General features: G+C 56.4%; 20 protein-coding genes. 14 read left to right on the top strand and 6 right to left on the bottom strand.

Translation table 11 applies throughout. The features are described 5' to 3' along the window. Positions 1-84: 84 nt before the first annotated feature. Positions 85-1062: a tyrosine recombinase XerC gene (locus U1140_RS02320; protein ID WP_369845841.1), complete on the top strand. Its 978-nt coding sequence runs from the start codon at positions 85-87 to the stop codon at positions 1060-1062. Positions 1063-1128: 66 nt separating this feature from the next. Here U1140_RS02320 and U1140_RS02315 read toward each other — a convergent pair whose 3' ends face one another. Next, a complete protein-coding gene (locus tag U1140_RS02315; protein WP_369845840.1) occupies positions 1129-1647 on the bottom strand; it encodes a murein hydrolase activator EnvC family protein in 519 nt (172 codons plus the stop codon). A 578-nt stretch (positions 1648-2225) separates the two neighbouring features. Between U1140_RS02315 and rpsB the strand changes: the two genes are divergently transcribed. From rpsB to rlmN, 6 genes are all read left to right on the top strand, one after another. After that, complete coding sequence (rpsB, locus tag U1140_RS02310; protein ID WP_369845839.1) at positions 2226-3044, top strand: 30S ribosomal protein S2; 819 nt, start codon at positions 2226-2228, stop codon at positions 3042-3044. A gap of 90 nt (positions 3045-3134) precedes the next feature. Further along, positions 3135-3962, top strand: coding sequence for a translation elongation factor Ts (gene tsf / locus U1140_RS02305; RefSeq protein WP_369845838.1), 828 nt, complete (start codon positions 3135-3137; stop codon positions 3960-3962). A 315-nt stretch (positions 3963-4277) separates the two neighbouring features. After that, entirely contained in the window at positions 4278-4973 is a 696-nt protein-coding gene (pyrH, locus tag U1140_RS02300; protein WP_369845907.1) for a UMP kinase, read from the top strand. Positions 4974-5108: 135 nt separating this feature from the next. After that, on the top strand, positions 5109-5666 hold the full coding sequence (gene frr / locus U1140_RS02295; RefSeq protein WP_369845837.1) for a ribosome recycling factor: 558 nt from the start codon (positions 5109-5111) through the stop codon (positions 5664-5666). Positions 5667-5734: 68 nt separating this feature from the next. Further along, positions 5735-6616: a phosphatidate cytidylyltransferase gene (locus tag U1140_RS02290; RefSeq protein WP_369845836.1), complete on the top strand. Its 882-nt coding sequence runs from the start codon at positions 5735-5737 to the stop codon at positions 6614-6616. Positions 6617-6668: 52 nt separating this feature from the next. Further along, positions 6669-7790 (top strand): dual-specificity RNA methyltransferase RlmN, encoded by a 1122-nt coding sequence (gene rlmN / locus U1140_RS02285; protein WP_369845835.1) that lies wholly within the window; start codon positions 6669-6671, stop codon positions 7788-7790. 163 nt (positions 7791-7953) lie between these two features. Here the strand turns inward: rlmN and U1140_RS02280 are convergent, their stop codons facing one another. Continuing rightward, complete coding sequence (locus U1140_RS02280) at positions 7954-8391, bottom strand: DUF2631 domain-containing protein (RefSeq protein ID WP_369845834.1); 438 nt, start codon at positions 8389-8391, stop codon at positions 7954-7956. Positions 8392-8830: 439 nt separating this feature from the next. Between U1140_RS02280 and dxr the strand changes: the two genes are divergently transcribed. From dxr to map, 6 genes are all read left to right on the top strand, one after another. Then, positions 8831-9970, top strand: coding sequence for a 1-deoxy-D-xylulose-5-phosphate reductoisomerase (gene dxr / locus U1140_RS02275; protein WP_369845906.1), 1140 nt, complete (start codon positions 8831-8833; stop codon positions 9968-9970). Between the two features lie 10 nt (positions 9971-9980). Then, a complete protein-coding gene (locus U1140_RS02270; protein ID WP_369845833.1) occupies positions 9981-11201 on the top strand; it encodes a M50 family metallopeptidase in 1221 nt (406 codons plus the stop codon). Between the two features lie 68 nt (positions 11202-11269). After that, positions 11270-12433, top strand: coding sequence for a flavodoxin-dependent (E)-4-hydroxy-3-methylbut-2-enyl-diphosphate synthase (gene ispG / locus U1140_RS02265; protein ID WP_369845832.1), 1164 nt, complete (start codon positions 11270-11272; stop codon positions 12431-12433). A 32-nt stretch (positions 12434-12465) separates the two neighbouring features. Next, positions 12466-14298, top strand: coding sequence for a penicillin-binding transpeptidase domain-containing protein (locus U1140_RS02260; protein WP_369845831.1), 1833 nt, complete (start codon positions 12466-12468; stop codon positions 14296-14298). 68 nt (positions 14299-14366) lie between these two features. Next, a complete protein-coding gene (locus U1140_RS02255; RefSeq protein WP_369845830.1) occupies positions 14367-15866 on the top strand; it encodes an APC family permease in 1500 nt (499 codons plus the stop codon). A 133-nt stretch (positions 15867-15999) separates the two neighbouring features. Further along, complete coding sequence (gene map / locus U1140_RS02250; protein WP_369845829.1) at positions 16000-16866, top strand: type I methionyl aminopeptidase; 867 nt, start codon at positions 16000-16002, stop codon at positions 16864-16866. Between the two features lie 88 nt (positions 16867-16954). Here map and mtr read toward each other — a convergent pair whose 3' ends face one another. Together mtr and U1140_RS02240 are read right to left on the bottom strand one after the other, a co-directional pair. After that, positions 16955-18442 (bottom strand): mycothione reductase, encoded by a 1488-nt coding sequence (gene mtr / locus U1140_RS02245; protein ID WP_369845828.1) that lies wholly within the window; start codon positions 18440-18442, stop codon positions 16955-16957. A 10-nt stretch (positions 18443-18452) separates the two neighbouring features. After that, positions 18453-19565, bottom strand: coding sequence for an alpha/beta hydrolase (locus U1140_RS02240; protein WP_369845827.1), 1113 nt, complete (start codon positions 19563-19565; stop codon positions 18453-18455). Positions 19566-19805: 240 nt separating this feature from the next. Between U1140_RS02240 and mqo the strand changes: the two genes are divergently transcribed. Beyond that, positions 19806-21302, top strand: a complete 1497-nt coding sequence (mqo, locus tag U1140_RS02235; RefSeq protein ID WP_369845825.1) for a malate dehydrogenase (quinone) — start codon at positions 19806-19808, stop codon at positions 21300-21302. A 175-nt stretch (positions 21303-21477) separates the two neighbouring features. On the opposite strand, the gene U1140_RS02230 is transcribed toward mqo, so the two are convergent. Continuing rightward, positions 21478-22929: a protein adenylyltransferase SelO gene (locus tag U1140_RS02230; RefSeq protein ID WP_369845824.1), complete on the bottom strand. Its 1452-nt coding sequence runs from the start codon at positions 22927-22929 to the stop codon at positions 21478-21480. 3 nt (positions 22930-22932) lie between these two features. After that, positions 22933-23865, bottom strand: coding sequence for an ornithine cyclodeaminase family protein (locus U1140_RS02225; protein WP_369845823.1), 933 nt, complete (start codon positions 23863-23865; stop codon positions 22933-22935). Positions 23866-23992: the final 127 nt, after the last annotated feature.

Raw genomic sequence — 23992 nt, 5'->3', positions numbered from 1 at the left:
CCCGAGCATTATGGCTAAGCATCAGAGCATCATCACTCACCGCCAGAGCCGTGCGAGAGCGGTACGAGCCTATACTTAACTGATATGGACAGCCGCCCGCACACGAACCAGCTGCTTGCAGCCGTCGACGACTTCGCCGATTACCAGCACTATGTGCAAGGGCGCTCGGCAGCCACCGTGCGCAGCTATCGCAGCGACCTGAACGATCTCGCACGCGAGATCACAACCTTTGCGGATTTTCGTCTCCCCGCATTGCGCGCCTGGCTTGCCCAAGCCGTACGCGACGGCAAATCCCGGGCAACACTAGCGCGCCGGGCCTCGGCTGCCAGAGCCTTTTCGACGTGGGCACAACGGCAAGGCCACCTCGAGGCTGACATCGCCGCCCGCCTGCAAAGTCCTCGTGTCAGTAATACGTTGCCGACGGTGCTGGCCGTTGATGAAGCAGCGACGGTGGTTAGTTCAGGCTCGAATAGCGACGAGACTGAGCAACACAGCAACGAGACTGAGCAGCACAGCGCGGGGAATAATCCAGAAGGCTTGCGCGATACCGCCATTCTGGAGCTGCTGTATGCCTCCGGGATGCGCGTTGCTGAGCTGGTATCACTCGATGTGGATGAGGTTGATACGGCTCGCGGCACCTGCAAAGTTACGGGTAAAGGCAATAAACAACGTGTGGTGCCGTTTGGTGATACCGCAGCACGGGCGCTAGCCGCGTGGATCAACGGCGGAAGGCCTCAGGTTGCCGCACGAGCCAGCAAAAACGCGGGCGGGGCGAACCTCGGGAGTGACCGCGCCCTATTTCTTGGCAACCGTGGCAAAAGAATTGACCAGCGCCAGGTACGACGGATCGTCGAACGCGCGGGCATGGAGCACGGTATTGCAGGTCTTAGCCCGCACGGCTTGCGACACTCAGCGGCCACCCATTTGTTGGAAGGTGGGGCAGATCTGCGCGTCGTGCAAGAGATCTTAGGACATGCGTCTTTGCAAACGACGCAACGCTATACGCACGTCACGGCAGAACGCCTGAAGCAGGTGCATCGTCAGGCGCACCCGCGGGCATAATTCTGCAGGTCTTCTGCCGCCCGTCTGCAGCCCATAGCGTGAGATCCCACTGCGTGAGCAAGATTGCTAGCCATCCCAGGGCTTGAGCCGGATGAATACCTCGCCGAGCAGATCTAGGGGATTGATATAGGATTTCGGCCCCACGCGCGCACCCCAGTGCAACCCGGGATCACCATCGGTGGGTGGAGCCAGTGTTCCAATCGAGTCACCAGCAGCGACAGAATCGCCAGCACGGACGTGGGCGAAGACAGGTTGATAGGTGGTGCGGATGCCGTCGTCATGCTCAATCGAGACGGTGGGTGTGCCCGCAACCGAGCCGGCAAAATGCACCGTGCCATCGCCTGCTGCTGCCACCTGCGCACCGACTGGGATATCTAAATCGACGCCTCGGTGGCCCGGCAGCCAGTCTTTCTCCGGGGGATCAAATCCGCGTAAGACTGGAGACGGGCTAGCGCTTCGGGTGCCGGGGTCAACGTAATTGCCGGAATATGCCTCGGCTGTGGTGTGAACGCCCGCGGTGCGCAGACTTTCGGGATCAGCGCTTGCTGAACTCGCATTTGTCGGCGTAACGACCAAAGTAAGCACGCATGTGATGACGAGGAGAACCAAGCGTGCAGGACGGACACATGGACGACGCTGACTGGCGTAAGTGTAAGCGGTGCACATCCGACAGCCAGGTGCCTGAGCGTAATTGAACGAGGGGCTGAATTCCGAGGGGACTTTCGAGTCGTTTAGCGGAAGGTATCTCAAGCGTTTTCCAGGTGCTGCCATACAACATAGTGTGTGTCGTGTGAGCGACGAGCGCAGCGTACACCTGCTGTGGTTGTGGATAACTGTGATGCATGATTATTCAAGTGACATAACCGCGCTGAGCTGTGGAGAAATCGCCAAAAGGATTGGTGTTTCGGCGAGAATTAGCCTATGATTCCGGCTAGCAGTGTGTGTTATGCGCACTGACTACGCGCGATGAAGTTTTCGCTTGTCTCATAACAGAAACGAAGACAGTGAAAAACCACGCCGACGTGGTCTTTGTAGGCCCAGAGTGATGCGAACTCTGCAGCCCACGAAGTGTTGGCGGCGGACTTCATTGCTAGGGCAGGGGATAAAAACCCTTGCATTGTCCAGGAAAACCAAAAAACTATCTACCGAAAAGGAAGCTAACCATGGCAGTTGTAACCATGCGCGAGCTCCTCGACGCGGGTGTCCACTTCGGTCACCAGACGCGTCGCTGGAACCCAAAGATGCGTCGTCACATCTTCACCGATCGTAACGGCATCTACATCATCGACTTGCAGCAGACGCTGACCTTCATCGATGAGGCATACGAATTCGTTAAAGAAACCGTCGCTCATGGCGGCACCATCCTGTTCGTCGGCACCAAGAAGCAGGCGCAGGAAGCTGTCGAAGAAGAAGCCAAGCGCGTCGGCATGCCATACGTCAACCACCGTTGGCTCGGCGGTATGCTCACCAACTTCCAGACCGTCACCAAGCGTCTGGCCCGCATGAAAGAACTGCAGGCCATGGATGCTGCTGAAGATGGCTACAAGGGCCGCACCAAGAAGGAAGTCCTGACCCTGACCCGCGAGCGCGTCAAGCTCGAGCGCGTGTTGGGTGGCATCTCTGAGATGACCAAGACTCCTTCCGCTCTGTGGATTGTTGACACCAACAAAGAACACATCGCGGTTGCTGAGGCACACAAGCTCAACATCCCAATCGTCGCCATTCTGGACACCAACTGTGATCCGGACGATGTAGACTTCCCAATTCCAGGAAACGACGACGCCATCGGTGCTACCAAGCTGCTGTCCCGCGTCATCGGCCACGCTGTAGAAGAAGGCAAGAAAGCACGCGAAGAGCGTAAGCTGGCGGCTGCCAAGGAATCCGCTGGCGATTCCGCCGACAAGGAACAGCGCGATGCCGCAGAAGCTGCAGCTGCTGCTGATCCAGCATCGGCTGAAGGCGCTTCGTCTGAGCAAGCCTAATCACTAGGCTGGCGCAAGACACCGAAACGCACGTCTTTTGACGTGTCACCGTTTTCACATCGTTCCTATACAAGGAGGATCGCCCACACTATGGCGAACTACACCGCTGCAGACGTAAAGAAGCTCCGTGACATGACCGGTTCCGGCATGATGGACTGCAAAAAAGCGTTGGCAGAAAACGACGGCGACTTCGACAAGGCCGTGGAAACCCTGCGTATTCAGGGTGCCAAGGACGTCGGCAAGCGCGCAGACCGCGACGCTTCCGAGGGCCTGATCGCTGTTTCTGGAAACACCATGATCGAGGTCAACTGCGAAACTGACTTCGTTGCCAAGAACCAGGACTTCATCGACTTCGCGAACAAGATCGCTGAAGCAGCTGGAGCTGCAAAGGCAGACTCGCAGGAAGAACTGTTGGCTGTTGAGGTTGACGGCTCCACCGCTGGCGACCTGATCCAAGAACAGTCCGCAAAGATCGGCGAGAAGCTGGAACTCAAGCGTGCCGCTACTGTGGACAGCGACAAGGTTGCTATCTACCTGCACAAGCGTTCCGGCGACTTGCCACCATCAGTTGGCGTTATGGTTTCCTACGAGTCCGACGCTGACAACGCTGATAACGTTGCTCGCGCCGCTGCTATGCAGGTGGCCGCTCTCAAGGCGAAGTACCTGTCCCGCGAAGACGTTCCTGCTGAGATCGTCGAGAAGGAAAAGGGCATCGCCGAGCAGATCACCCGCGAAGAAGGCAAGCCAGAAAAGGCAATCCCGAAGATTGTCGAAGGCCGCCTGAACGGCTTCTACAAGGATGTTGTTCTGCTGGAACAGCCGTCCCTGGAAGACAACAAGAAGACTGTTGCGCAGGTAACCGAAGAAGCTGGCGTCAAGCTCACCGGCTTCCGTCGTTTCGAGGTCGGCCAGGCCTAAGCCTTACCGTCTCAGTCTGTATAGACAGCTTTTCGTGCAACCCTCGCCAGTTCTGGCGAGGGTTTTGCCGTATCTGCACGGCCCCTAGGATTCGCCACCCTAGAATCTGCCAAGTCGGTTTTTCCGCGACGAACCAAGCTTGCTACGGGATGCGCACACCAAACCGGCGAGAGCACGGTTTAACAATTCGCGTGCTGGCTAGTTGCTAGTGTAGAAAACGGAGAAGGTAGCATAAGAAACAATGTCTGCACAGCCAAGGAGAGAATCACGGTGACTGACGCCGCAAGTGCACAAAGAACCAGCTATAAACGCGTTATGTTGAAACTCGGCGGCGAAATGTTCGGCGGCGGTACCGTCGGCATTGACCCTGACGTTGTCGAAAACGTTGCCCGCCAAATCGCGGAAGTAGCAAAAACCGGTGCGGAAATCGCAGTGGTGATCGGTGGCGGAAACTTCTTCCGCGGCGCCGAACTATCTCAGCGTGGTATGGATCGCGCGCGCTCCGACTACATGGGAATGCTCGGTACAGTGATGAACTCACTGGCGTTGCAGGACTTCCTCAAACAACTTGGCGTCGATTGTAGGGTGCAAACCTCGATCAACATGGCACAGATTGCTGAGCCTTATTTGCCGCTGCGTGCCGACAGGCACCTCGAAAAAGGCCGCGTCGTGATCTTTGGCGCCGGCATGGGCATGCCATATTTCTCTACGGACACGACTGCAGCACAGCGCGCTCTCGAAATCGGGGCAGAAGTGCTGTTTTTGGCGAAGGGCGTCGATGGCGTTTACTCCGACGACCCGCGCTACAACCCGGACGCTGAACTCTACACAGAGATCACTCCACGTGAAGTCATCGAAAAAGGCCTCAAAGTAGCGGATGCCACTGCCTTCAGCTTGTGCATGGACAATGACATGCCAATTTTGGTGTTTAATCTGCTCACTGAAGGCAATATTGCGCGTGCTGTTGCTGGGGAACGCATCGGCACCCTGGTAACCTCACGAGAAAGCTAAGAACCACTCCACGGCACTGGGTGTACTGCGTGAAAGACAGTTCCGCGAACTCACTTTGGCGCAATGCACCTCGGTTCGCCTAGAAAAACACTCTGCCCAATTAGATACAGGAAAAATTAGGTACAGGAAATACTCATGATTGACGATATTTTGCTAGAAGCAGAAGAGCGCATGGCCGCTTCTGTAGAACACACCCGCGAAGACCTCACCACCATCCGCACCGGACGTGCGAACCCATCCATGTTCAACGGTCTGGTTGCCGAGTACTACGGTGCACCAACCCCAATTACGCAGATGGCGACTGTCTCGGTGCCAGAGCCACGCATGTTGCTGATCAAGCCTTATGAGCAGTCGATGATCGGCGAAATCGAAAACGCTATTCGTAACTCCGATTTGGGCGTCAACCCCACCAACGACGGCCAGGTGTTGCGCGTGACCATTCCGCAGCTGACCGAAGAGCGTCGTAAAGACATGGTGAAGCTGGCACGTTCAAAGGGTGAAGACGGCAAGATCGCTATCCGCAACGTGCGTCGTAAAGCCATGGAACAGTTGAAAAAACTGCAGAAAGATGGCGAGAGCGGCGAAGACGAGGTCAAGGCAGCAGAAGCTGAGATGGAGAAAGTTACTGCGAAATACGTCGAATCCATCGATGATGTTGTAGGAAACAAAGAAAACGAATTGATGGAAGTTTAAGCTGCTGCGTAATTGTGCGCTGCTCACTACCCAAAACCCACCAATAACGACATGCCTGACGGAGTGGTATGAAGGAATCTCTATCGAACTGGTCCTTACGCGGCCACCTTCCGTACCCCAAAAATGATGCCGGGCGTGATCTCAGTATGGCAATCATCGTGAGCTTGGTGCTGGGCGCTCTGGTTATCGGCGCCTTATTCATCGGTCCGTTGGCGTGGTACCCGCTGGTTTCAGTTGGCGTCGCCGTGGCGATGTGGGAAGTGCTTTCCAGGCTGCGGGAAAACAATTACAGCCTGCCGTTTGTTTCCATGATTGTCATGGGGCAGGCCATGATCTGGTTGTCGTGGCCGTTTGATGTCACCGGGTTGATGGCAGCATTCGTTGCTTCCGTACTGGTGTTGATGTTCGGTCGCCTGTTCCATAATGGGCGGCATTCTGCGCCGCAGAATTACTTGCGGGATATGTCCGTCGGCGTATTCGTGCTGCTGTGGATCCCGCTGTTCGCCTCTTTTGCTGCGATGCTCTCGCAAGTCTCCACGCCGTGGGCGTCGGGGAGTGCCGCGATCGCGACGTTTATGCTGTGCGTCGTTGCTTCCGATGTTGGTGGATATGCCGCAGGGGTGATGTTTGGTACGCACCCGATGGCGCCAGCCGTGAGCCCCAAGAAATCCTGGGAAGGTTTCGGCGGGTCTGTCTTATTCGGCACTATTACTGGTGCGCTGACCGTGCATTTTGTGTTGCACGATGATTGGCGCATCGGCATTATCTTGGGCTTGGGCTTGGTGGTGTGCGCCAGCCTGGGAGACCTTGTCGAATCACAATTCAAGCGTGAATTCGGCATCAAAGACATGTCTGCAATCCTTCCGGGACACGGCGGACTCATGGATCGCATCGATGGCATGTTGCCCGCGGCTATGGTGACCTGGTTGGTCATTAACGTGTTGGTGTAATCCACGTCTAGTTGATTTGTCCATACCCGTCGAACAAGGCAGTATGGTCGTCATGCCACAACCAGTAAAACTCGACTTTTCCTCCCCCAAGCGGGGTCTTCCGCCAAAACACTTCGCGGATTTGAGTGAAGAACAACGCATCGCCGCGTTGGCCGAACTGGGGCTGCCAAAATTTCGCGCCAATCAGATCGCGCGGCATTATTACGAACGCTACGAAGCCGATCCGACCACGATGACGGATCTTCCTGCTGCCGCACGCGAGAAAGTTGCTGAAGCGCTATTCCCGCAGTTGATGACACACCTGTACTCCAAGGAAACTGACGACGGGCACACCTCCAAGTCGCTGTGGCGTCTGCACGATGGGACGCTGTTGGAATCCGTCGTCATGCGCTATCCCAACCGCGCGACATTGTGCATTTCCTCGCAGGCAGGCTGTGGCATGAACTGTCCGTTCTGTGCCACAGGTCAAGGCGGGTTGGATCGCAATCTCTCCGTCGCAGAAATGACTGAGCAAGTGCGACACGCAGCGAAAACGCTTGCCGACGAAGGCTCGCGGTTGTCGAATATCGTGTTTATGGGCATGGGGGAGCCGCTGGCCAACTACAAGCGCGTCAAAGATACCGTCGCCCAGATCATTGCACCTGGTCCACAAGGATTCGGAATCTCTGCTCGTAACGTGACGGTCTCGACGGTGGGCTTGGCGCCTGCCATTCGCAAGCTCGCCGATGCGCAGATGAACGTCACCCTTGCGGTATCTCTGCACACTCCTGACGACGAATTCCGCGATACTCTCGTTCCAGTGAATAACCGCTGGTCTGTGGAAGAAGTACTGGATGCTGCAAAGTACTACGTAGAAAAGACTTCGCGTCGTGTCTCGATCGAATATGCCTTGATCCGCGATAAGAATGATCAAGACTGGCGTGCGGACTTACTCGGCGAGAAGCTGTGGAATGCTTTGGGTACCAAGGTGCACGTGAACTTGATTCCCCTGAACCCGACCCCGGGCTCGGAGTGGGATGCTTCGCCGAAGGACCGGCAGGCTGAGTTCGTGCGCCGAGTTTCTCAGTGGGTGCCGTGCACCGTGCGCGACACAAAGGGCCAAGAAATCGCTGCGGCGTGTGGTCAGCTTGCAGCCGAGGAAGAAGCCGACCGAAAGATGGAAGCCCGCGCCTAGGCTGCGCGGATGCGCAGGGCCACGCGGCCCTGTACGGAGTCTGTGCGTGCGGAAAATTGGCTTTCCGCGTGAACACACTCTGGCAAATACAAAACTAGCCACCCCGAAACCGGGGTGGCTAAAAGTTTGTCGCGACCAACATGCCGGCCACGTGGGGCGGACCTTAACCTTCGATGGCCTCGTCGCGCTTGCCTGCGCGCAACTGTGCGACACGAGCAGGATCGATATTCAGCGAACGCAGCTGGGAATCGGTCAGATCAGCGTAGACGCCAGTCAAGGTAGCCTGCTGATAAGCCCACTCTGGCTCGTGGTGGTTTTCGCCCTTGTTGCGGCCGGTGATTGTGCGTACCTGCGACAACTTTGGCTCAAAAAGATGAATGAGCAGGCCAACCGCGATCAAGATCGCGAAGGTGAACAAGTAAATCGTTTCGACGTGGCCTTCGTGGTTACCAAAGTTCAGCCCCAGCAGCCACAGAACTGAAATCCAGCCGGACACCTGGATGGTGGTGCGCTTAACGGCACTATAACCCCAGGCAGCCGAGGGAACATCGTTGGTAGATACACCGTTATGTATCTGCGGTGCGGGTTCATGGGAAGCCACGGCGGATACTCCTTCACATCAACATCAGTAAAAACATGCACTCGGCCGGACCACATATGTGGGCTAACGCAGTGGGCTAGCACCCGAGCGCATTACATAGCTGCTTTTATTCTCGCATACCGACGCCGATAAAGCGATTACAGGTTCCGTGTTTACAGGCACTTAGTTTTTAGGCTGCAACGTTTTTAGGCTGCAACAAGCTAGCGGGCGGGGATCTCGTAGCAAGCCCGTAGCAAGCCCGTAGCAAGCCCGTAGCATTCTCGAATTACGTTGTATTCACTCAGGCGATAAAGTATTGAGGGTGAATCGTGAGCATGAAACCCAGCAGCATTCCCAGCAACCAGCACAGGCAAGCGAGCAGGGAATCGACGCAACAAGTGCCCGGCCCGCCGCAGCGGAACCGTCGTACTGCGCGGATGAGCCACGCTCGGTCGTCGTCATTGGCTCGACCGGATCGATTGGTACCCAAGCTCTCGAAGTCATCGCTGATAACCCGGATAAATTCCGTCTGGTTGGCCTTGCCGCCGGCGGAACGCGAGCAGAGGTATTCATCGACCAAGCCCGACACTTCGGCATCGCAGCAGGCAACCTCGCCATCGCTGACCATGAGGCTGCCGCAACTATCTCGCGCGCTCTCGGCTTCACCATTCCTAGTGGGCCAGATGCTGCCGCAGATCTGTGCAAAAATGCCGCCGCCGACGTCATTCTCAACGCAATGGATGGTTCCCGTGGTCTTCCCGTCACCTTAGCGGCGTTGGCCGCAGGATCCACGCTTGCTTTAGCGAACAAAGAATCCCTGGTGGCCGGCGGGCGCTGGGTGCTCGATCAGGCAGGTACCAACCAGATCGTGCCCGTTGATTCTGAACATTCAGCCATGGCCCAAGCGCTGCGCTCTGGACGTCGCAGTGAATTGTCTCGCCTGGTGCTGACAGCCTCGGGTGGGCCATTTCGCGGCTGGAGCCGCGAAGACATGTGGGAGGTGACCCCGCAACAGGCCGCTGCCCACCCCACCTGGTCGATGGGGCAGATGAATACGCTGAACTCAGCAACGTTGGTCAATAAAGGCCTCGAACTCATTGAAGCGAGCTACCTTTTTGACTTCCCTGCTAGCCATATCGACGTCGTGGTGCACCCGCAATCCATTGTGCACTCCGCAGCCACGTTTTGTGATGGATCCACCCTTGCACAAGCATCTCCACCGTCGATGAAGTTGCCGATCGCACACGCATTGGCTTGGCCGAATCGGGTTGCCCATGCCCAGCCGCCGCTGAATTGGCAAGATGCGCAGACCTGGGAGTTCCAGCCCGTCGACAATCAAGCCTTCCCGGCGCTTGAGCTGGCGCGCAGCGCACTAGAAACAGAGGGAATGCCCGCAGTATTCAATGCGGCGAATGAAGAGGCCGCCGCGGCATTTTTGCAACAACAGATTTGCTTTCCGCAGATCGTTGATGTCATCGGTGTAGTCATGGAAACACTTGCCGCGCAATCCGGCCCGCTCGCAAGCAGTCTTGCCGACGTCTATGAGCTGGAAACCACAGCCCGACGCATCGCCGGTGAGCAGATTTCGCAGTTGAGATAAAGGTTTCGCAATGGCATTTATTCTGGGTATTTTCCTGTTTGCACTGGGCATTGCTGCCACGATCGCCTTGCATGAAGCCGGGCATATGATCTCGGCGCGGGCGTTTGGTATGCGCGTGCGACGGTTTTACGTCGGCTTCGGTCCCTCGGTGTTCTCGTTTACAAAGGGGCACACGCGCTATGGCGTGGCGGCGCTGCCACTCGGTGGGTTTTGTGATATCGCAGGTATGACAGCGATGGATGAGCTGACCGAGGACGAAAAACCGCACGCGATGTATTCCAAGCCTGCGTGGCAGCGCATCGTGGTCCTGGCAGCTGGCCCGTTCGTCAACATCGTGTTGGGTCTGTTCATCCTTTTCCTGGTGGCGGCCAGTGCCGGGCTGCCGGACCCGCATGCCGACGTTCGTGCCACCGTGGGGGAGGTCACCTGTTCGGCGGACCAGAAAGCACCTACCCAGCCCGGTGCACCCGCTGAATTGGAAGACTGCACCGGTGACGGCGCAGGTGGACGGGCAGGCGTGCAAACCGGGGACATTATCACTGCGCTGAACGGCGAAGAGTTAGAAAGCTTCGTGCAGTTGCGTGATGAGGTGCAGGCTCGTCCCGGCGAAACCGTCACCTTGGACGTAGAACGTGGCGACCGTGAGTTACAGCTGGAGGTAGAGCTGGATTCTGTGGTGCGTTACGACGCCTCTGGCAACTCGCAGACCGTCGGATCGGTGGGCTTGGCGAGTGCGCCGCTGGACATTCATCGTGAATACAGCGTGGTGGGGGCAATTCCTGCAAGCCTGGATTATTCCTGGTTCATGCTGAAGGCCACAGTACAAGGCATCATCGCTTTCCCCGGCAAGATCCCCGATGTTGCTGCCTCGATTTTCGGCGGGGAACGTGATCAAGACGGTCCAATCAGTGTCGTCGGAGCTTCGCGTGCGGGTGGTGAACTGGTCGAGCGTGAACTCTGGCCCATGTTCTGGATGATGCTGGCAACGCTGAATTTCTTCCTCGCATTGTTTAACATGATCCCGCTGCCGCCTTTCGACGGTGGACACATCGCGGTGGTGCTGTGGGAAAAAATCCGCAATGGCTTCCGCCGCCTGCGTGGACAGGAACCGGGCGGACCGGCGAACTACGAGAAACTGCTGCCGTTGACCTACGGCATGGCGGCGCTGCTATTGACCGTCGGTGTGATTGTCATTATCGCCGACCTGGTCAACCCAATCGTGCTGTTTTAGCAGTGTGTAGCACTGATGCAGCAGTGTTAAACTGTTGCCAGCACGTTCGCAATAAGCAAGGAGAGTAAATGCCAACTCCGATTGGACTCGGAATGCCGGAAGGTCCGCCGCCAACCTTGGCTCCGCGGCGTAAGACGCGTCAGTTGATGGTCGGCGATGTGGGAGTCGGGTCGGACTATCCGGTTTCCGTGCAGTCGATGACGACAACGAAAACCCACGATATCAATGGCACGCTGCAGCAGATTGCACAATTGACGGCTACAGGCTGCGATATCGTGCGTGTTGCATGCCCCAAGCCAATTGATGCTGAGGCACTTCCGGCGATCGCGAAAAAATCGCCGATTCCCGTTATTGCGGATATTCACTTCCAGCCGAAATACATTTTTCAGGCCATCGATGCTGGGTGCGCAGCGGTGCGCGTGAACCCCGGCAATATTAAAGAGTTCGATGGTCGTGTGAAAGAAGTCGCCCAGGCAGCTGGCGATGCGGGCATTCCCATCCGCATCGGCGTCAACGGCGGCTCGTTGGATAAACGGCTATTGGAAAAATATGGCAAAGCAACCCCCGAAGCGCTCGTGGAGTCGGCGATATGGGAGGCTTCGCTGTTCGAAGAGCACGGTTTCGGTGATATCGCGATTTCTGTCAAACACTCTGACCCAGTGCTGATGGTCGAAGCCTACCGCCAGCTCGCAGCGAAAACGGACTACCCGCTGCACCTTGGCGTGACTGAGGCTGGTCCGTTGATGATGGGCACTATCAAGTCTTCAGTGGCCTTCGGGGCGCTGCTTTCGCAAGGTATCGGCGATACCATTCGCGTTTCGTTGTCGGCTGACCCAGTCGAAGAGATCAAAGTCGGCGAGCAGATTCTGCAGGCGATGAACCTGAAAGAGCGCAAGCTGGAAATCGTTTCCTGCCCATCGTGTGGCCGCGCACAGGTCGATGTGTACAAATTGGCCGAAGAAGTCACCGAAGGCCTCGATGGTTTGGAGTTCCCACTGCGCGTTGCCGTGATGGGATGCGTCGTCAATGGCCCAGGCGAGGCCCGCGATGCCGACCTTGGTGTTGCCTCCGGTAACGGCAAGGGACAGATTTTTGTGAAGGGGCAGGTTGTCAAGACCGTTCCAGAATCGCAAATCGTTGAAACCCTGATTGAACAAGCCAATATCATTGCTGAAGAACAAGGTTTGGAAGCCCAAGAAGGCGCCAAAGCTGATGTGCGCGTCACTTCCTAATAACAGCGCTGTTGCGTGTTAGTCTTTTCGCTATGAAAAAGACGGTTGCGCTGCTTATTACCGCTGTGATCAGCGGTGGGACACTGGCAGCGTGTACCCCCAAACCAGCCTCTGCCGACCCGGTCGCCCAAGAGTTTTTGGATGCGATAACTCACCGGGACGCAGAGGCTCTATCTGACATTGTCGATAATCCGCAGCTGGCCAACGAGGCTATCGACAATACTTTTTCCGGCTTGCAGGCCGAGGCAGTTACGGCGACGCTTAACGACGTGGATGTCAATGACTCCATCGCCACCGCCCGTTATTCACTGCACTGGGATCTACCTCGTGACCGCGAGCTGGTCTACGACACCGAAATGACGCTCACTAAGGCCTCTGACGAGTGGACGGTTCGCTACAAACCGACGGTGATCCACCCGCGCTTGGGCGCGAATCAACACCTGGAACTGCGTGCAGTAGAAGCCGCCCGCGCTAGCGTGGTTTCGTCTGATGGGGTCGAGCTTTTGTCACCAGGTATTTCGCACCGCTTGCTGGTTGATACTGCGCAATTGGACGATACGCGCGTTGCTGCCGCACGTATCGCGAGCGCAGTAAATAAAGCCGCAGAACGTGATTCTGGGATTGCCACCCTCGATGCCAGTGAGCTCGCGGACTTCTTGGAAGCGGTTGATGGCATCTATTCAGTTGGTGTCTATTCCATGGATGAAGGCCCCGCCATCGAAGCTGACCTCGCTGGAGTACCCGGGGTGCGTTTGAACGATGAACCTGCGATGGTTCCGGTGGAAAAAGACTTCGCCCCAGACATCATGTCGCGGGTAACACGCATTGTCGGTGACGACCTCGTCGGTGCTAACGGCTGGAAAGTTAGTGTGGTTAACCCGCAGGGGGCTGCACTTTCTAATGTCTCGGTCCACGATGCGGATCCAGCCCCGGCGTTGAAAGTCTCCATCGACTACAACGTTCAACGCGCCGCACAAGACGCGGTGGCCTTGCGAGAAGATAAACAGACCATGTTGGTGGCCATGCGCCCGTCGACAGGCGAGATTCTTGCTGTCGCCCAAACCCGTGCGGCTGATAAAGATGGTGATATCGCGCTGAATGGTCACTATCCACCAGGCTCGGTTTTCAAGATCATCACCGCTGCAGCAGGTTTAGAAAAACAGGATCTGCACCCATCGACGTCTGTGGGCTGTCCAGGGGTGATGAATATCCAGGGGCGCACCGTGATCAATTACAACCAGTTCGCCTTAGGCACGGTGCCATTGCAGCGGGCGTTTGCTGCCTCGTGTAACACCACGTTTGCGGAAATGTCGACGAATCTCGCACCGGGGGAGCTCGAGGATATCGGCAAGCAATTTGGTTTGGGGATCGACTATGACATTCCCGGCCTTGTCACGGTCACTGGTGAAATTCCGGAGGGTGAGACGGCCTTCGAGCGTACGGAAGCAGGCTACGGCCAGGGCCTCGATTTGGCCAGCCCATTCGGTTTTGCGTTGGTCTCGTCGACCGTGGCTGCTGGATATCGCCCGGTACCGACGCTCATTGCCGGTCACGAGACCACGCCGAGCGAGGATGTCCCCGGTCCTGCACCAGAGACCATCGAAGGGTTACGTGAGATGATGCGTGCGGTCGTTATCTCGGGCACTGCCGCAGGTATGCAAGCCGGTGGCACCATTCATGGCAAGACTGGTGAAGCAGAATACTCCGGGGGTTCGCATGCTTGGTTTACCGGATTCCGCGACGACGATATTGCCTTCGCGACGCTCATCGTCGATGGTGGCGGATCGACGACGGCGGTAAATGTCTCCGACCGGTTTTTCCAGCGTCTCGACGAGTTGCGTGCTGGTACGGGTGAGTCCGAATAGCTCCAGCGATGTGAATCAATTGTGCTGTGTGAATCACAGTATTATGTGATTCACGTTATGCTTGATCCATGCCGGAAAGTGGACAAGTAGATAGATCAGCGACAGCCAGCGGCGCAGCATCCGCATCGACCGCGACCGCCGTCGACAATGCGCCAGTGTTGGATAAAACCTTCAAACCCTCCTGGGTCTTTGCTATGGCACTGGGCTCAGCGATCGGTTGGGGAGCGTTCATCCTGCCTTTCGATTGGATGACCGACGGTGGTTTGGCAGGAACCCTATTGGGCTTTCTCATTGGCGGATTCGCGATTCTGGTCGTCGCATTTAGCTATGGTTTCGTCGTGCGTGCTCTGCCAGTCACGGGCGGTGGTGTGGCTTTCGCCTTGGCGTCGTTGGGCCGCATTCACGCGTTTATCGCCGGCTGGGCACTGACGCTGGGGTATGCCGGAATCGTCGCGCTGAACGCTTCGGCGATCACATTGGTGTTCCGGGTGACGTTGCCCGACCTTTTTATGCGCATCAAACTTTATGAAGTCGCTGGTTGGGATATCTATCTGCCGGAAGTGCTTATCGCTTCGTTGTTCATCGTCGTATTCGGCTATCTGAATTTCCGTGGCGCCTCAATTTCTGGCCGTTTTCAGTTTTATGCAGTCGTCCTGATCATCGTCAGCGTGGCCATCATTTTCGTGTCCATGCTGGTCTATTACTTCAACAACGATGTGACGATGGCACCGAGCTTTCCGACGGATACCTCGCCGTTAGCTGCAATTGCGGTGATCGTGGCGTTTGCTCCGTGGGCATATGTCGGATTCGATAGCGTGCCGCAACTGGCGGGGGAGTTCAATTTCTCGCCACGCAAGGCATTGGGGCTGTTGATCTGGGGTGTATCCATCGCGACGCTGATCTACATGACGATGATGATTGCCACCTCGATCGCCGTCGCCGACGGGCATTCCAACTACGAAGATGATGCCTGGCCGCCGGCTGCTGCGATCGCCGACGTTATGGGCCCAGTCGGCTTGTTGCTCATGGTGATTGCAGTGAGTGCTGGTGTTCTTACCGGATTGAATGGTTTCTATACGGCGACCTCACGCGTGTTGTTCACGATGGGCAAAGCCCGGATGCTGCCGGGGAAAGTCGCGCATATTCACGAAAAGCACAACACTCCCGTGATCGCGATCATCGTCACGGCACTGCTGTGTTTGATCAGCCCATGGTTCGGCCGTGCCGCGCTGAACTGGGTCGTGGATATGACCAGCGTGGGCATCACCATCGCGTATTTCTATGCCTGCTACTGCGCCTACAAGATCGCCCGGGATGGCCAGTTGACGGCGGTTAATCTCGAGGTCGGGCGCAATGCCACCCAAAAGTGGATTAGCTTGGCGGGCTGCATCTTGTCACTGGGATTCATGGCGCTGCTGCTGGTGCCCGGATCACCTGGAATTCTCAGCACGGAGTCGTTCTATGCGCTGTTCGTATGGCTGATTCTGGGATTGGGATTTTTCTGGATGCGTTCGAAGGTATATCTCTCGCAAGACGAAGATGAACTGAAGAAAGTTGTACTGCAGTAGCCCGCACGTACAGTTTCCGGGGCTTTTCGCAGGCCAGACATGGCGCCAGCCTACCTGCTGATTTGCTGTGATCTCGTTCGGTGTCGGGAGACCGGGTAAACCTCCGCCAGGTTAGGCTATTACCATAGGAGCCATGACAACACGCGGAAAGCTTAGCCCAGGAAAACCAACTCCCATCCGCACCGTTCCGGATCACATCGAACGGCCAGAATACGTGTGGAAGGACACCGTTCAAGAAAACATCGGTGAGCCGTTCATTCAAAAACCAGAAACGATCGAGGCGATGCGTGAATCCTGCGAGATCGCAGCTAACGCGCTAGAAGTGGCAGGACGCGCTGTCGCCCCAGGTGTTACCACCGACGAACTCGATCGCATCGCGCATGAGTACATGTGCGACCATGGCGCTTATCCATCGCCGCTGGGCTATATGAATTTCCCGAAATCCTGCTGTACGTCGTTGAACGAGATCGTCTGTCACGGAATTCCGGATACTACCGTGATCAAAGAAGGTGACATCGTCAATATTGACGTCACCGCGTACAAAAATGGTGTCCATGGTGACACTAACCGGACATTCTTTGCTGGTGAGGTATCGGAAGAACACCGCCTGCTCGTCGAGCGCACTGAAGAGGCGATGCTGCGCGCAATAAAGGTTGCCAAGCCAGGCCGTGAAGTTAACGTTATCGGCCGGGTGATTGAATCCTATGCCAATCGTTTCGGCTACAACGTCGTGCGTGATTTCACCGGCCACGGTGTCGGCCCCACGTTCCACAACGGTCTGGTCATCTTGCACTACGACTCCAACCACTACCGTGACGTGCTGGAACCGGGCATGACCTTGACTATCGAGCCGATGATCAACCTTGGCTCACTGGATTATGACGTCTGGGATGACGACTGGACCATTCAGAACTCTGATGGAAAGTTCACCGCCCAGTTCGAGCACACCATCGTCATCACCGACGAAGGCAACGAAATTCTGACCAAGCCAACTATTTAACAGCAGGCGAAGTTCAACTAGCCGACTAGGTAATAGTCGGCTAGCCACCAATCGGCTATGCAATAATTGGCGAGCCCTGCCGTTCGGCCTAAAACTCCAGGCCGAGCAGGGCGTTTTCGGTCAACTCGGGCAGTGCTGGGTGAATCCAGTACTGCTGGGTGGCCACCTCGCGTACGTCCTGGTCAAAGGCCATGACCTGAATCATCTGTTGGATCAGCGTCGAGGCCTGCTCGCCGTAGTAGTGCGCGCCCAACAGTCGCCCATTTTTGCGATCAGCTATGAGTTTGCAGATACCCTGCGAGTCATTCATCGCCCAGCCATAGGCAACATCACCATAATTTTGCACCTTGACGGTGATATCAAACCCCGCATCGCGGGCTTCATCCTCGGTCAAGCCGACGGTTGCGATCTGTGGATGTGTGAAAATTGCTGACGGCACATGCTCATGTGGCATCGCGCGGAGATCTTCTGGGTGCAGCAAATTGTGCTGAATCGCACGGGTTTCTGCGTTGGCGACGTGCTTGAGCATGTACGGCGAAGAAACGTCTCCGAGTGCCCAGACGCCGTCGGCGGTGGTGCGGCCAAAATCATCGACTTTGACGCGGCCGTCGTTACGCATCTCAATTCCTGCGGCTTCCAGGTTCATCTGATCGCCGTTCGGGATGCGCCCAGTGGCAACCAACAAGATCTCGGCCTCCTGCGTGCTGCCGTCGTCGTAGGTCACGCGCACACCCGCAGCGGTATCTTCTACTTTGGCGACGTTGATACCGAAACGCACGTCGACAGCTTCGACCATAGCCTGGTTAAACCGTGATTTGATGTCTGCATCCAGATGCTTGAGCAACTCCTGTCCGCGCACCGCGACGGTCACCTCAGTACCCAAGCCGTGGAAAACGTGGGCGAATTCCATCGCGATGAATCCCGCACCGACGATGATCATTGATTCTGGCTGTTTGTCCAGACGCATGATGTCTTCGTTGGTGTAGTAACGCGCGCCAGATTCTGCAATGGGGGCTGGGATCATCGGGCGCGAACCAGTAGCGATGACGACTTCGTCACCGGTGACAGTACAATCCTCACCGTTTTCACCAGCACCAACGACAGTCAATGTTTTCGGGCCAACGAACTTAGCGTGTCCGGCATAAACATCGATATTCGGGCACTCGTCACCGCGTCGGTAATTCTCGCCACCTTCGGCGATAAGATCGATGCGGTTAGCAAAAACCCGTTCCACGATGGAATTCCAATCCACCTTGGTCACTTCACCGTGCACGCCCAAATGTTGCGAGCTGCGGGCCGCAAGCGCGATGTCGGCAGCGTAGACGAACATTTTCGTCGGAATGCAACCCACATTCAGACACGTGCCACCGAACTTGCCTTTTTCGATAATCGCGATGGATTTATTCTCAAAGCTCTCATTCGGAATGGAGTTTGCAGAACCAGTGCCGATGATCACCAAGTCATAATGTTTCGCCGCTGTTTGCTCGGAGGCTTGCGATGCAGCGCTGGTTTGTGATGCAGCGTCGTTGGAGTTGGAGTTGGAGTTGGAGTTGGAGTTGGAAGTCGTCGTAGTCATGAGTGGGTGCTTACTCCGTTTCTTGTAGTCCTACGTGTTTGTTTAACCAGGTGCAGGTGGTTTCTAAGGCGTTGTGCCGTACAGCCGATCGCGATAAGAAGACATCATGCATGGCGCCGTCCAACGGAGCCAGAGAGACGTTGGCAGCCAGATTTGGTGCCCATTTCCACATGTGATCGACGATCAAGATGATGTCTGCCTGGTGTGCTTTATCCATGACCGAAGTCCCGACCGCCGATTGCGTCGACGACAAAGTCAACACCGGAACGCCTGCGTTTATTTCATCACGATGAATACTTTGCTGTGCGGCGATGATCGCCCGAATCCAGCCCATGTGCTTCTTAAAGCTTCCTAGCGGCTTGAACCGCAGGTCGATATCCCACTCACCGTCGTAGTCTTTGTGCAGCGAGCGACCATATATATCCATCACGCCGCCGGGGAAGGGGATGCCGGGCAGGAACTTGCCGATGCTTGCCAGAACCGGACGTGCGATCTTTGCGACACTGTCCGGCACAGGCAGTTCTAGCCAGGGGCTGTTGAGCACCAGCGCAGCGCAGTGTTGGTGCAGCTCTGGCTTCGTCCGGCGCAGGTAATCCAACCAGATCGGAGCAATGAGTCCGCCGGTTGAATGCGCAAGTGGCGTGAGGCGCTTGGTGGGTGCTTGATCGTGGGTGGCGGAAATCAGCTCTGCGGCGGCGTCGAGTTCTTCGAAGTATTCGGAGATATCCAGACAGTGGTGGGCGGTTTGCCCTTCGCGCAGCGAACGGCCGCATTTGCGGAGATCGAGGGCGTAAAACGCATAACCGTGCTCGTGAAAGTACTTGGCGACGTGGTCGTGGAAGAAATAATCGGTGAGGCCATGAATCCATAAGATTGCTGGGCGCTGGGCCCAGTCGTGGCACGGTGCCTGTGGAGCAGAGCATGGCGTAGTTGCAGACGCTTCGCTTCGTGTGGACGCTTCGCCTGTTGCAGATGCGGTGCCTGACATTGTGCCCGTGTTGCCGGTATAGCGCACCAGCGTGGCATAAGCAGTTGTGTCCTCGGTTGATTCGGTGCCAAAATCAAAGGTGAGCTGCTCGAATGGCGCTCCCAGTAGGCTGTCGGTGACCCAAGAATTATGCATGGTAATAGTCTAGGCACATTGCTCTGGTGGCGTAGCGGCCGGGGACCATTAGCCAATTGAAGCGCTTGCGTCTCCGGATGGGGGATAAACATGCCACAGTTATTCGCCTATTAGCTCACACGGGGCGTATGGTAAATGACGAGTAAATTTTCACTGTGGGTAATGTGAAGCGCTCATAACTCCGGCGGGGATCGGCACGCGCAGTGGAAGTGGTGCAATCGAATACGAAGAGGTAGTCAGGTGTCCAAAAACCCAAACCCGAAACCCACCGATGATGTAGACATCGTTCTTATTGGCGGCGGCATCATGAGCGCCACGCTTGGTGCGATGCTCCGCGAATTGGAACCCAGCTGGTCGCAAATGGTTGTCGAGCGCTTGGATGCTCCGGCCATGGAATCCTCGTCGCCGTGGAACAACGCGGGTACGGGTCACTCCGCGCTGTGCGAGCTGAACTATACCCCGGAAAAGAATGGCACCATTGACCTGTCCAAGGCTGTTGGTGTCAACGAGAAATTCCAAATTTCGCGGCAGTTCTGGTCTCACCAGCTCAACAACGGCATTTTGTCGGATCCGAAGCAGTTTATTAACAAGGTTCCGCACGTTTCCTTTGGTAAAGGTACCGACCAGGTTGGTTATATCGAGCGTCGCTTTGAAGCACTGCGCGATAACCACATGTTCCCAGACATGAAATTCACCGACGACCGCGATGAGTTCGCGGAAAAACTCCCGGTGATGGCCAGCGGACGTAACGACAATGAAAAAGTTGCGATCTCGTGGACTGACAAAGGAACCGACATCAACTTCGGTGCCTTGACCAAGCAGTTCTTCACCGCAGCAAAAGCTGCCGGCACAGAGATGCGTTACGGACACGAGGTGAAAAACCTCACCAAAGACGGAAACAAATGGAAAGTAACCGTCAAGAATCTGCACACCGGTGACACCAGCGTCGTCAAGGCCAATTTCGTATTCGTTGGTGCCGGTGGTTACGCGCTGGACTTGCTGCGCAAGGCTGGCTTGTCTGAGGTCCACGGTTTTGCTGGTTTCCCGGTCTCTGGTTTGTGGCTGCGTTCGACAAATCAAGACTTGATCGACCGCCACAGCGCCAAGGTTTATGGCCAGGCGATGACCAAGAATGCCCCTCCAATGTCAGTTCCGCACCTGGACACCCGTGTGATCGACGGCAAGAAGGGCTTGATGTTTGGCCCTTACGGTGGCTGGTCGCCGAAGTTTTTGAAGAAGGGTTCGTACCTGGATCTATTCAAATCGATCCGGCCGGACAACATTCCTTCCTACCTGGGCGTTGCGGTACAGGAGTTCAACCTGACCAAGTACCTGGTTACTGAGGTTTTGCAGGACTTTGACAAGCGCATGGAAAACTTGCGCAACTATGTCCCAGATGCGAAAAACGAAGACTGGGAGATCGTTACCGCAGGCCAGCGTGTGCAGGTTATTAAGCCAGCCGCACCACCGCGCTTCGGTTCCCTGGAATTCGGTACCGCGTTGATCAACAACACCGAAGGCTCCATCGCTGGTCTGCTGGGGGCATCACCTGGTGCATCCATCGCCCCTGCCGCCATGCTGGAACTGCTGGAACGCTGCTTCGGTGAGAAGATGATTGAATGGGCCGACAAGATCTACGAAATGATCCCGTCTTATGGCACTAAGTTGTTCAAGGACGAGAAGATGTACCACGAGCTGTGGGAGTTCACCCAGAAGACGCTGAAGCTGGAAGACTAAAGTAGCTACGGCTAGTTAACGTGCGTTAAATGCCAAAAGTGCTCCCCATTAGCTGTACCGAAAAATGGTTTCCGGCTAGTGGGGAGCATTTTCGAATTCTGGAAAACCTAGACTGCGCCGTCAGTTATGTCTCATATACGCGCCGTCATTGACCGGAAATAAACCGTCGGCCAGATTATGTTCCACAAAACGTCTGATAGGATTCGCTGAATTCTAGCGGCGCGGGTTTCCGGTATTTCTCCGGATGTTTTTCATTAAATGGGTCGGCGACAACATCGAGAAGCTCGTGGAATGGTTCCATGTCACCGTCTGTGGCCGCCCGCAGCGCTTTTTCCAGCACGTGATTGCGCGGGACCACAACCGGGTGCAGCCGAGCTAGTGCAGCGGCATCTGGTCCGCGTTGGCACCAGCGAGTAATCCACTCGTGCGCATCTGCAGAACCTCCAAGGTGGCGGGCGAGTCGATCGATACCGTCATCGGTGCGTTCCGCGCCGCGCAGAGTGCGCGCCGCGGCCACGAGGCTGCGCTGCACCGACGTTAAATCCGGCCGCGCTCTGTCTACGAGCGCGTAGAATTCGTCGGCAAGCACAGTATCGTCCACCCCGATTGCGCGGCAGCGTTCAACAGCCTGGGCAGAAAGCCAACGCTGCTGGAAGCCATTCATGGTCTCCTGCGCAAATTCCACGGCTACATCGGGATTATCGTCGAACGCAGGCAGCATGGCTTCTGCGAGCCGGGCAAAATTCCAGCCAATGATCTGCGGCTGGTTGCGGTAGCGATAACGACCACCATGATCGATCGAGGAAAACACTGCCTGCTCGTCGTATTCATCCATAAACGCACACGGACCATAGTCGATGGTCTCGCCAGACAGCGTGGTGTTATCGGTGTTCATCACCCCGTGGATAAAACCCAGACGCATCCACTGTGCCACGGTCGCCAGTTGCGCATCCAGGGCGCTAGTAAACACGCCGCGGGCATCGTCAGCAGCAGGGTAGTGGCGCTGGCGGGTGTAGTCAGCCAATCGGGATGCAAGCGTATTGCCACCGGTCAGCTGTGCGTATTGAAAACTGCCGACACGAATGTGTGAATCGGCCACGCGCACCAAAAGTGCTGCCGGTACCACGCGCTCGCGGGCAATCTTGCGGCCGGTACTTATGACCGCGAGTGCTCGTGTCGTTGGAACGCCCAGAGCATGCATGGCCTCAGAAACGAGGTATTCGCGAAGCATCGGCCCGAGTGCACCCCAACCATCACCGCCACGGGAGAATGTGGTCGGTCCGGAACCCTTCAGGTGGATGTCGCGCAGTTTGCCGGAAGAATCTGTGATCTCGCCTAACAGCAACGCGCGGCCGTCGCCGAGACGCGGTGAGAGCTGGCCAAACTGGTGGCCCGCATACCCCATCGCGACAGGCCGGGCACCGTCCGGCAGGTTTGTCCCACACAGAAAACTCACGCCTGCCGAGCTGCGTAACCACTCTGGGTCGAGGCCGAGTTGCCGTGCTAACGGTTCGTTCAGGCACAGCAGCTGCGGGTTCGGGGTTTTGGCGGCTTGCCAGTCGAGGCAGAGCTCGGGCAGGTGATCAGCGAAATCGTGGTGCAGTTCGGGCAGGCGAGAGGCGTGCACTAGTTACTTGACTCCCAATTGCTTGGCGATACGTCCGGCAACGGCGAGGTCCAACCACGGCATACCGGTGGTTTTGAACACGATCGGTGATTCGCGGTCGAGTTGTTTATCGCCAGTGATGATGTCACGCAGCGTAACAGCGTGGGACAGGTCTGCGCCTTCTTTCAACGCGCGAGCTGCATCGCCGCCGTACTTCAAGGTGACGTCGCCGCCTTCCAGAATGATTTGGGCTTTTTCCATGAAGTTGGTGCTCAGCTCGCGGTCATTCGGGTTTCCGGCACCGAGTGCCACGACCAAGGCATCGCTACGTACTTCGTCGATGTCCAGGTAAGCCTCGTGCGCAGAGGTGGAGCACACCACGACTTCGGCCTCTTTGGTGGCCTGCTTGGCCTTGTCAGAGCCGATTTGCACCCAGTTTTCCAGGTCACCGGGATTGGTGCGGGAGATGAAGGTGTAGCTCGGATTGCGGTCACCGAAGTTATCGTCGATCGCTTCTTTGTGCGCGCGGGCCTGCACACCGGAACCGAACACGGCGACTTTGAGGTCTTCATCGCGGGATTCGATGAAGTCTTTGAACGCCGCCATTGTCACCGCCGGGGTGCGCAAGTTGGTCAGCTCGGCACCGTCGATCGAGAACAGCGGACCGTAGGTGGTGTTAGAAAACAGCACGTAGGTGCCTTGCACCGTTTCCCGTCCGCGGGTGGGGTTGATGTGGGCGACGGTGATCAGCTTCGCGCCGAAGTAATCGGGGTTAATCGCTGGTAGCAGCAGGAATTTTGCGTTGTCTTCCTTGTCGACGACCGCGCGGGTTTTATCAAAATCATCTGCGGGATCGAAACCGTCCAGAATGGTTTGCCGTAAGGCATCGGCCGCGTTTTTGGGGCTCATGAGCTCGCGCAATTTCGCAGCGTCGATGTGGAAGAACTCTTGGGTCATGAACGAATCTCCTTGCTAGATGGACACGATTTACCCTGCACTGGCTGTCACCAAAAACAGAGACAGCGAAAGTGTAGCAGGGATCACGTTGTTTAATTCTAGCGAGAAAACTGCGCGCAGGTGGAAT

Origin of the sequence: Corynebacterium drakensteinense (assembly GCF_041224285.1) — a bacterium.
Classification (GTDB): domain Bacteria; phylum Actinomycetota; class Actinomycetes; order Mycobacteriales; family Mycobacteriaceae; genus Corynebacterium.
This window is presented reverse-complemented; position numbering and strand designations above follow the sequence as displayed.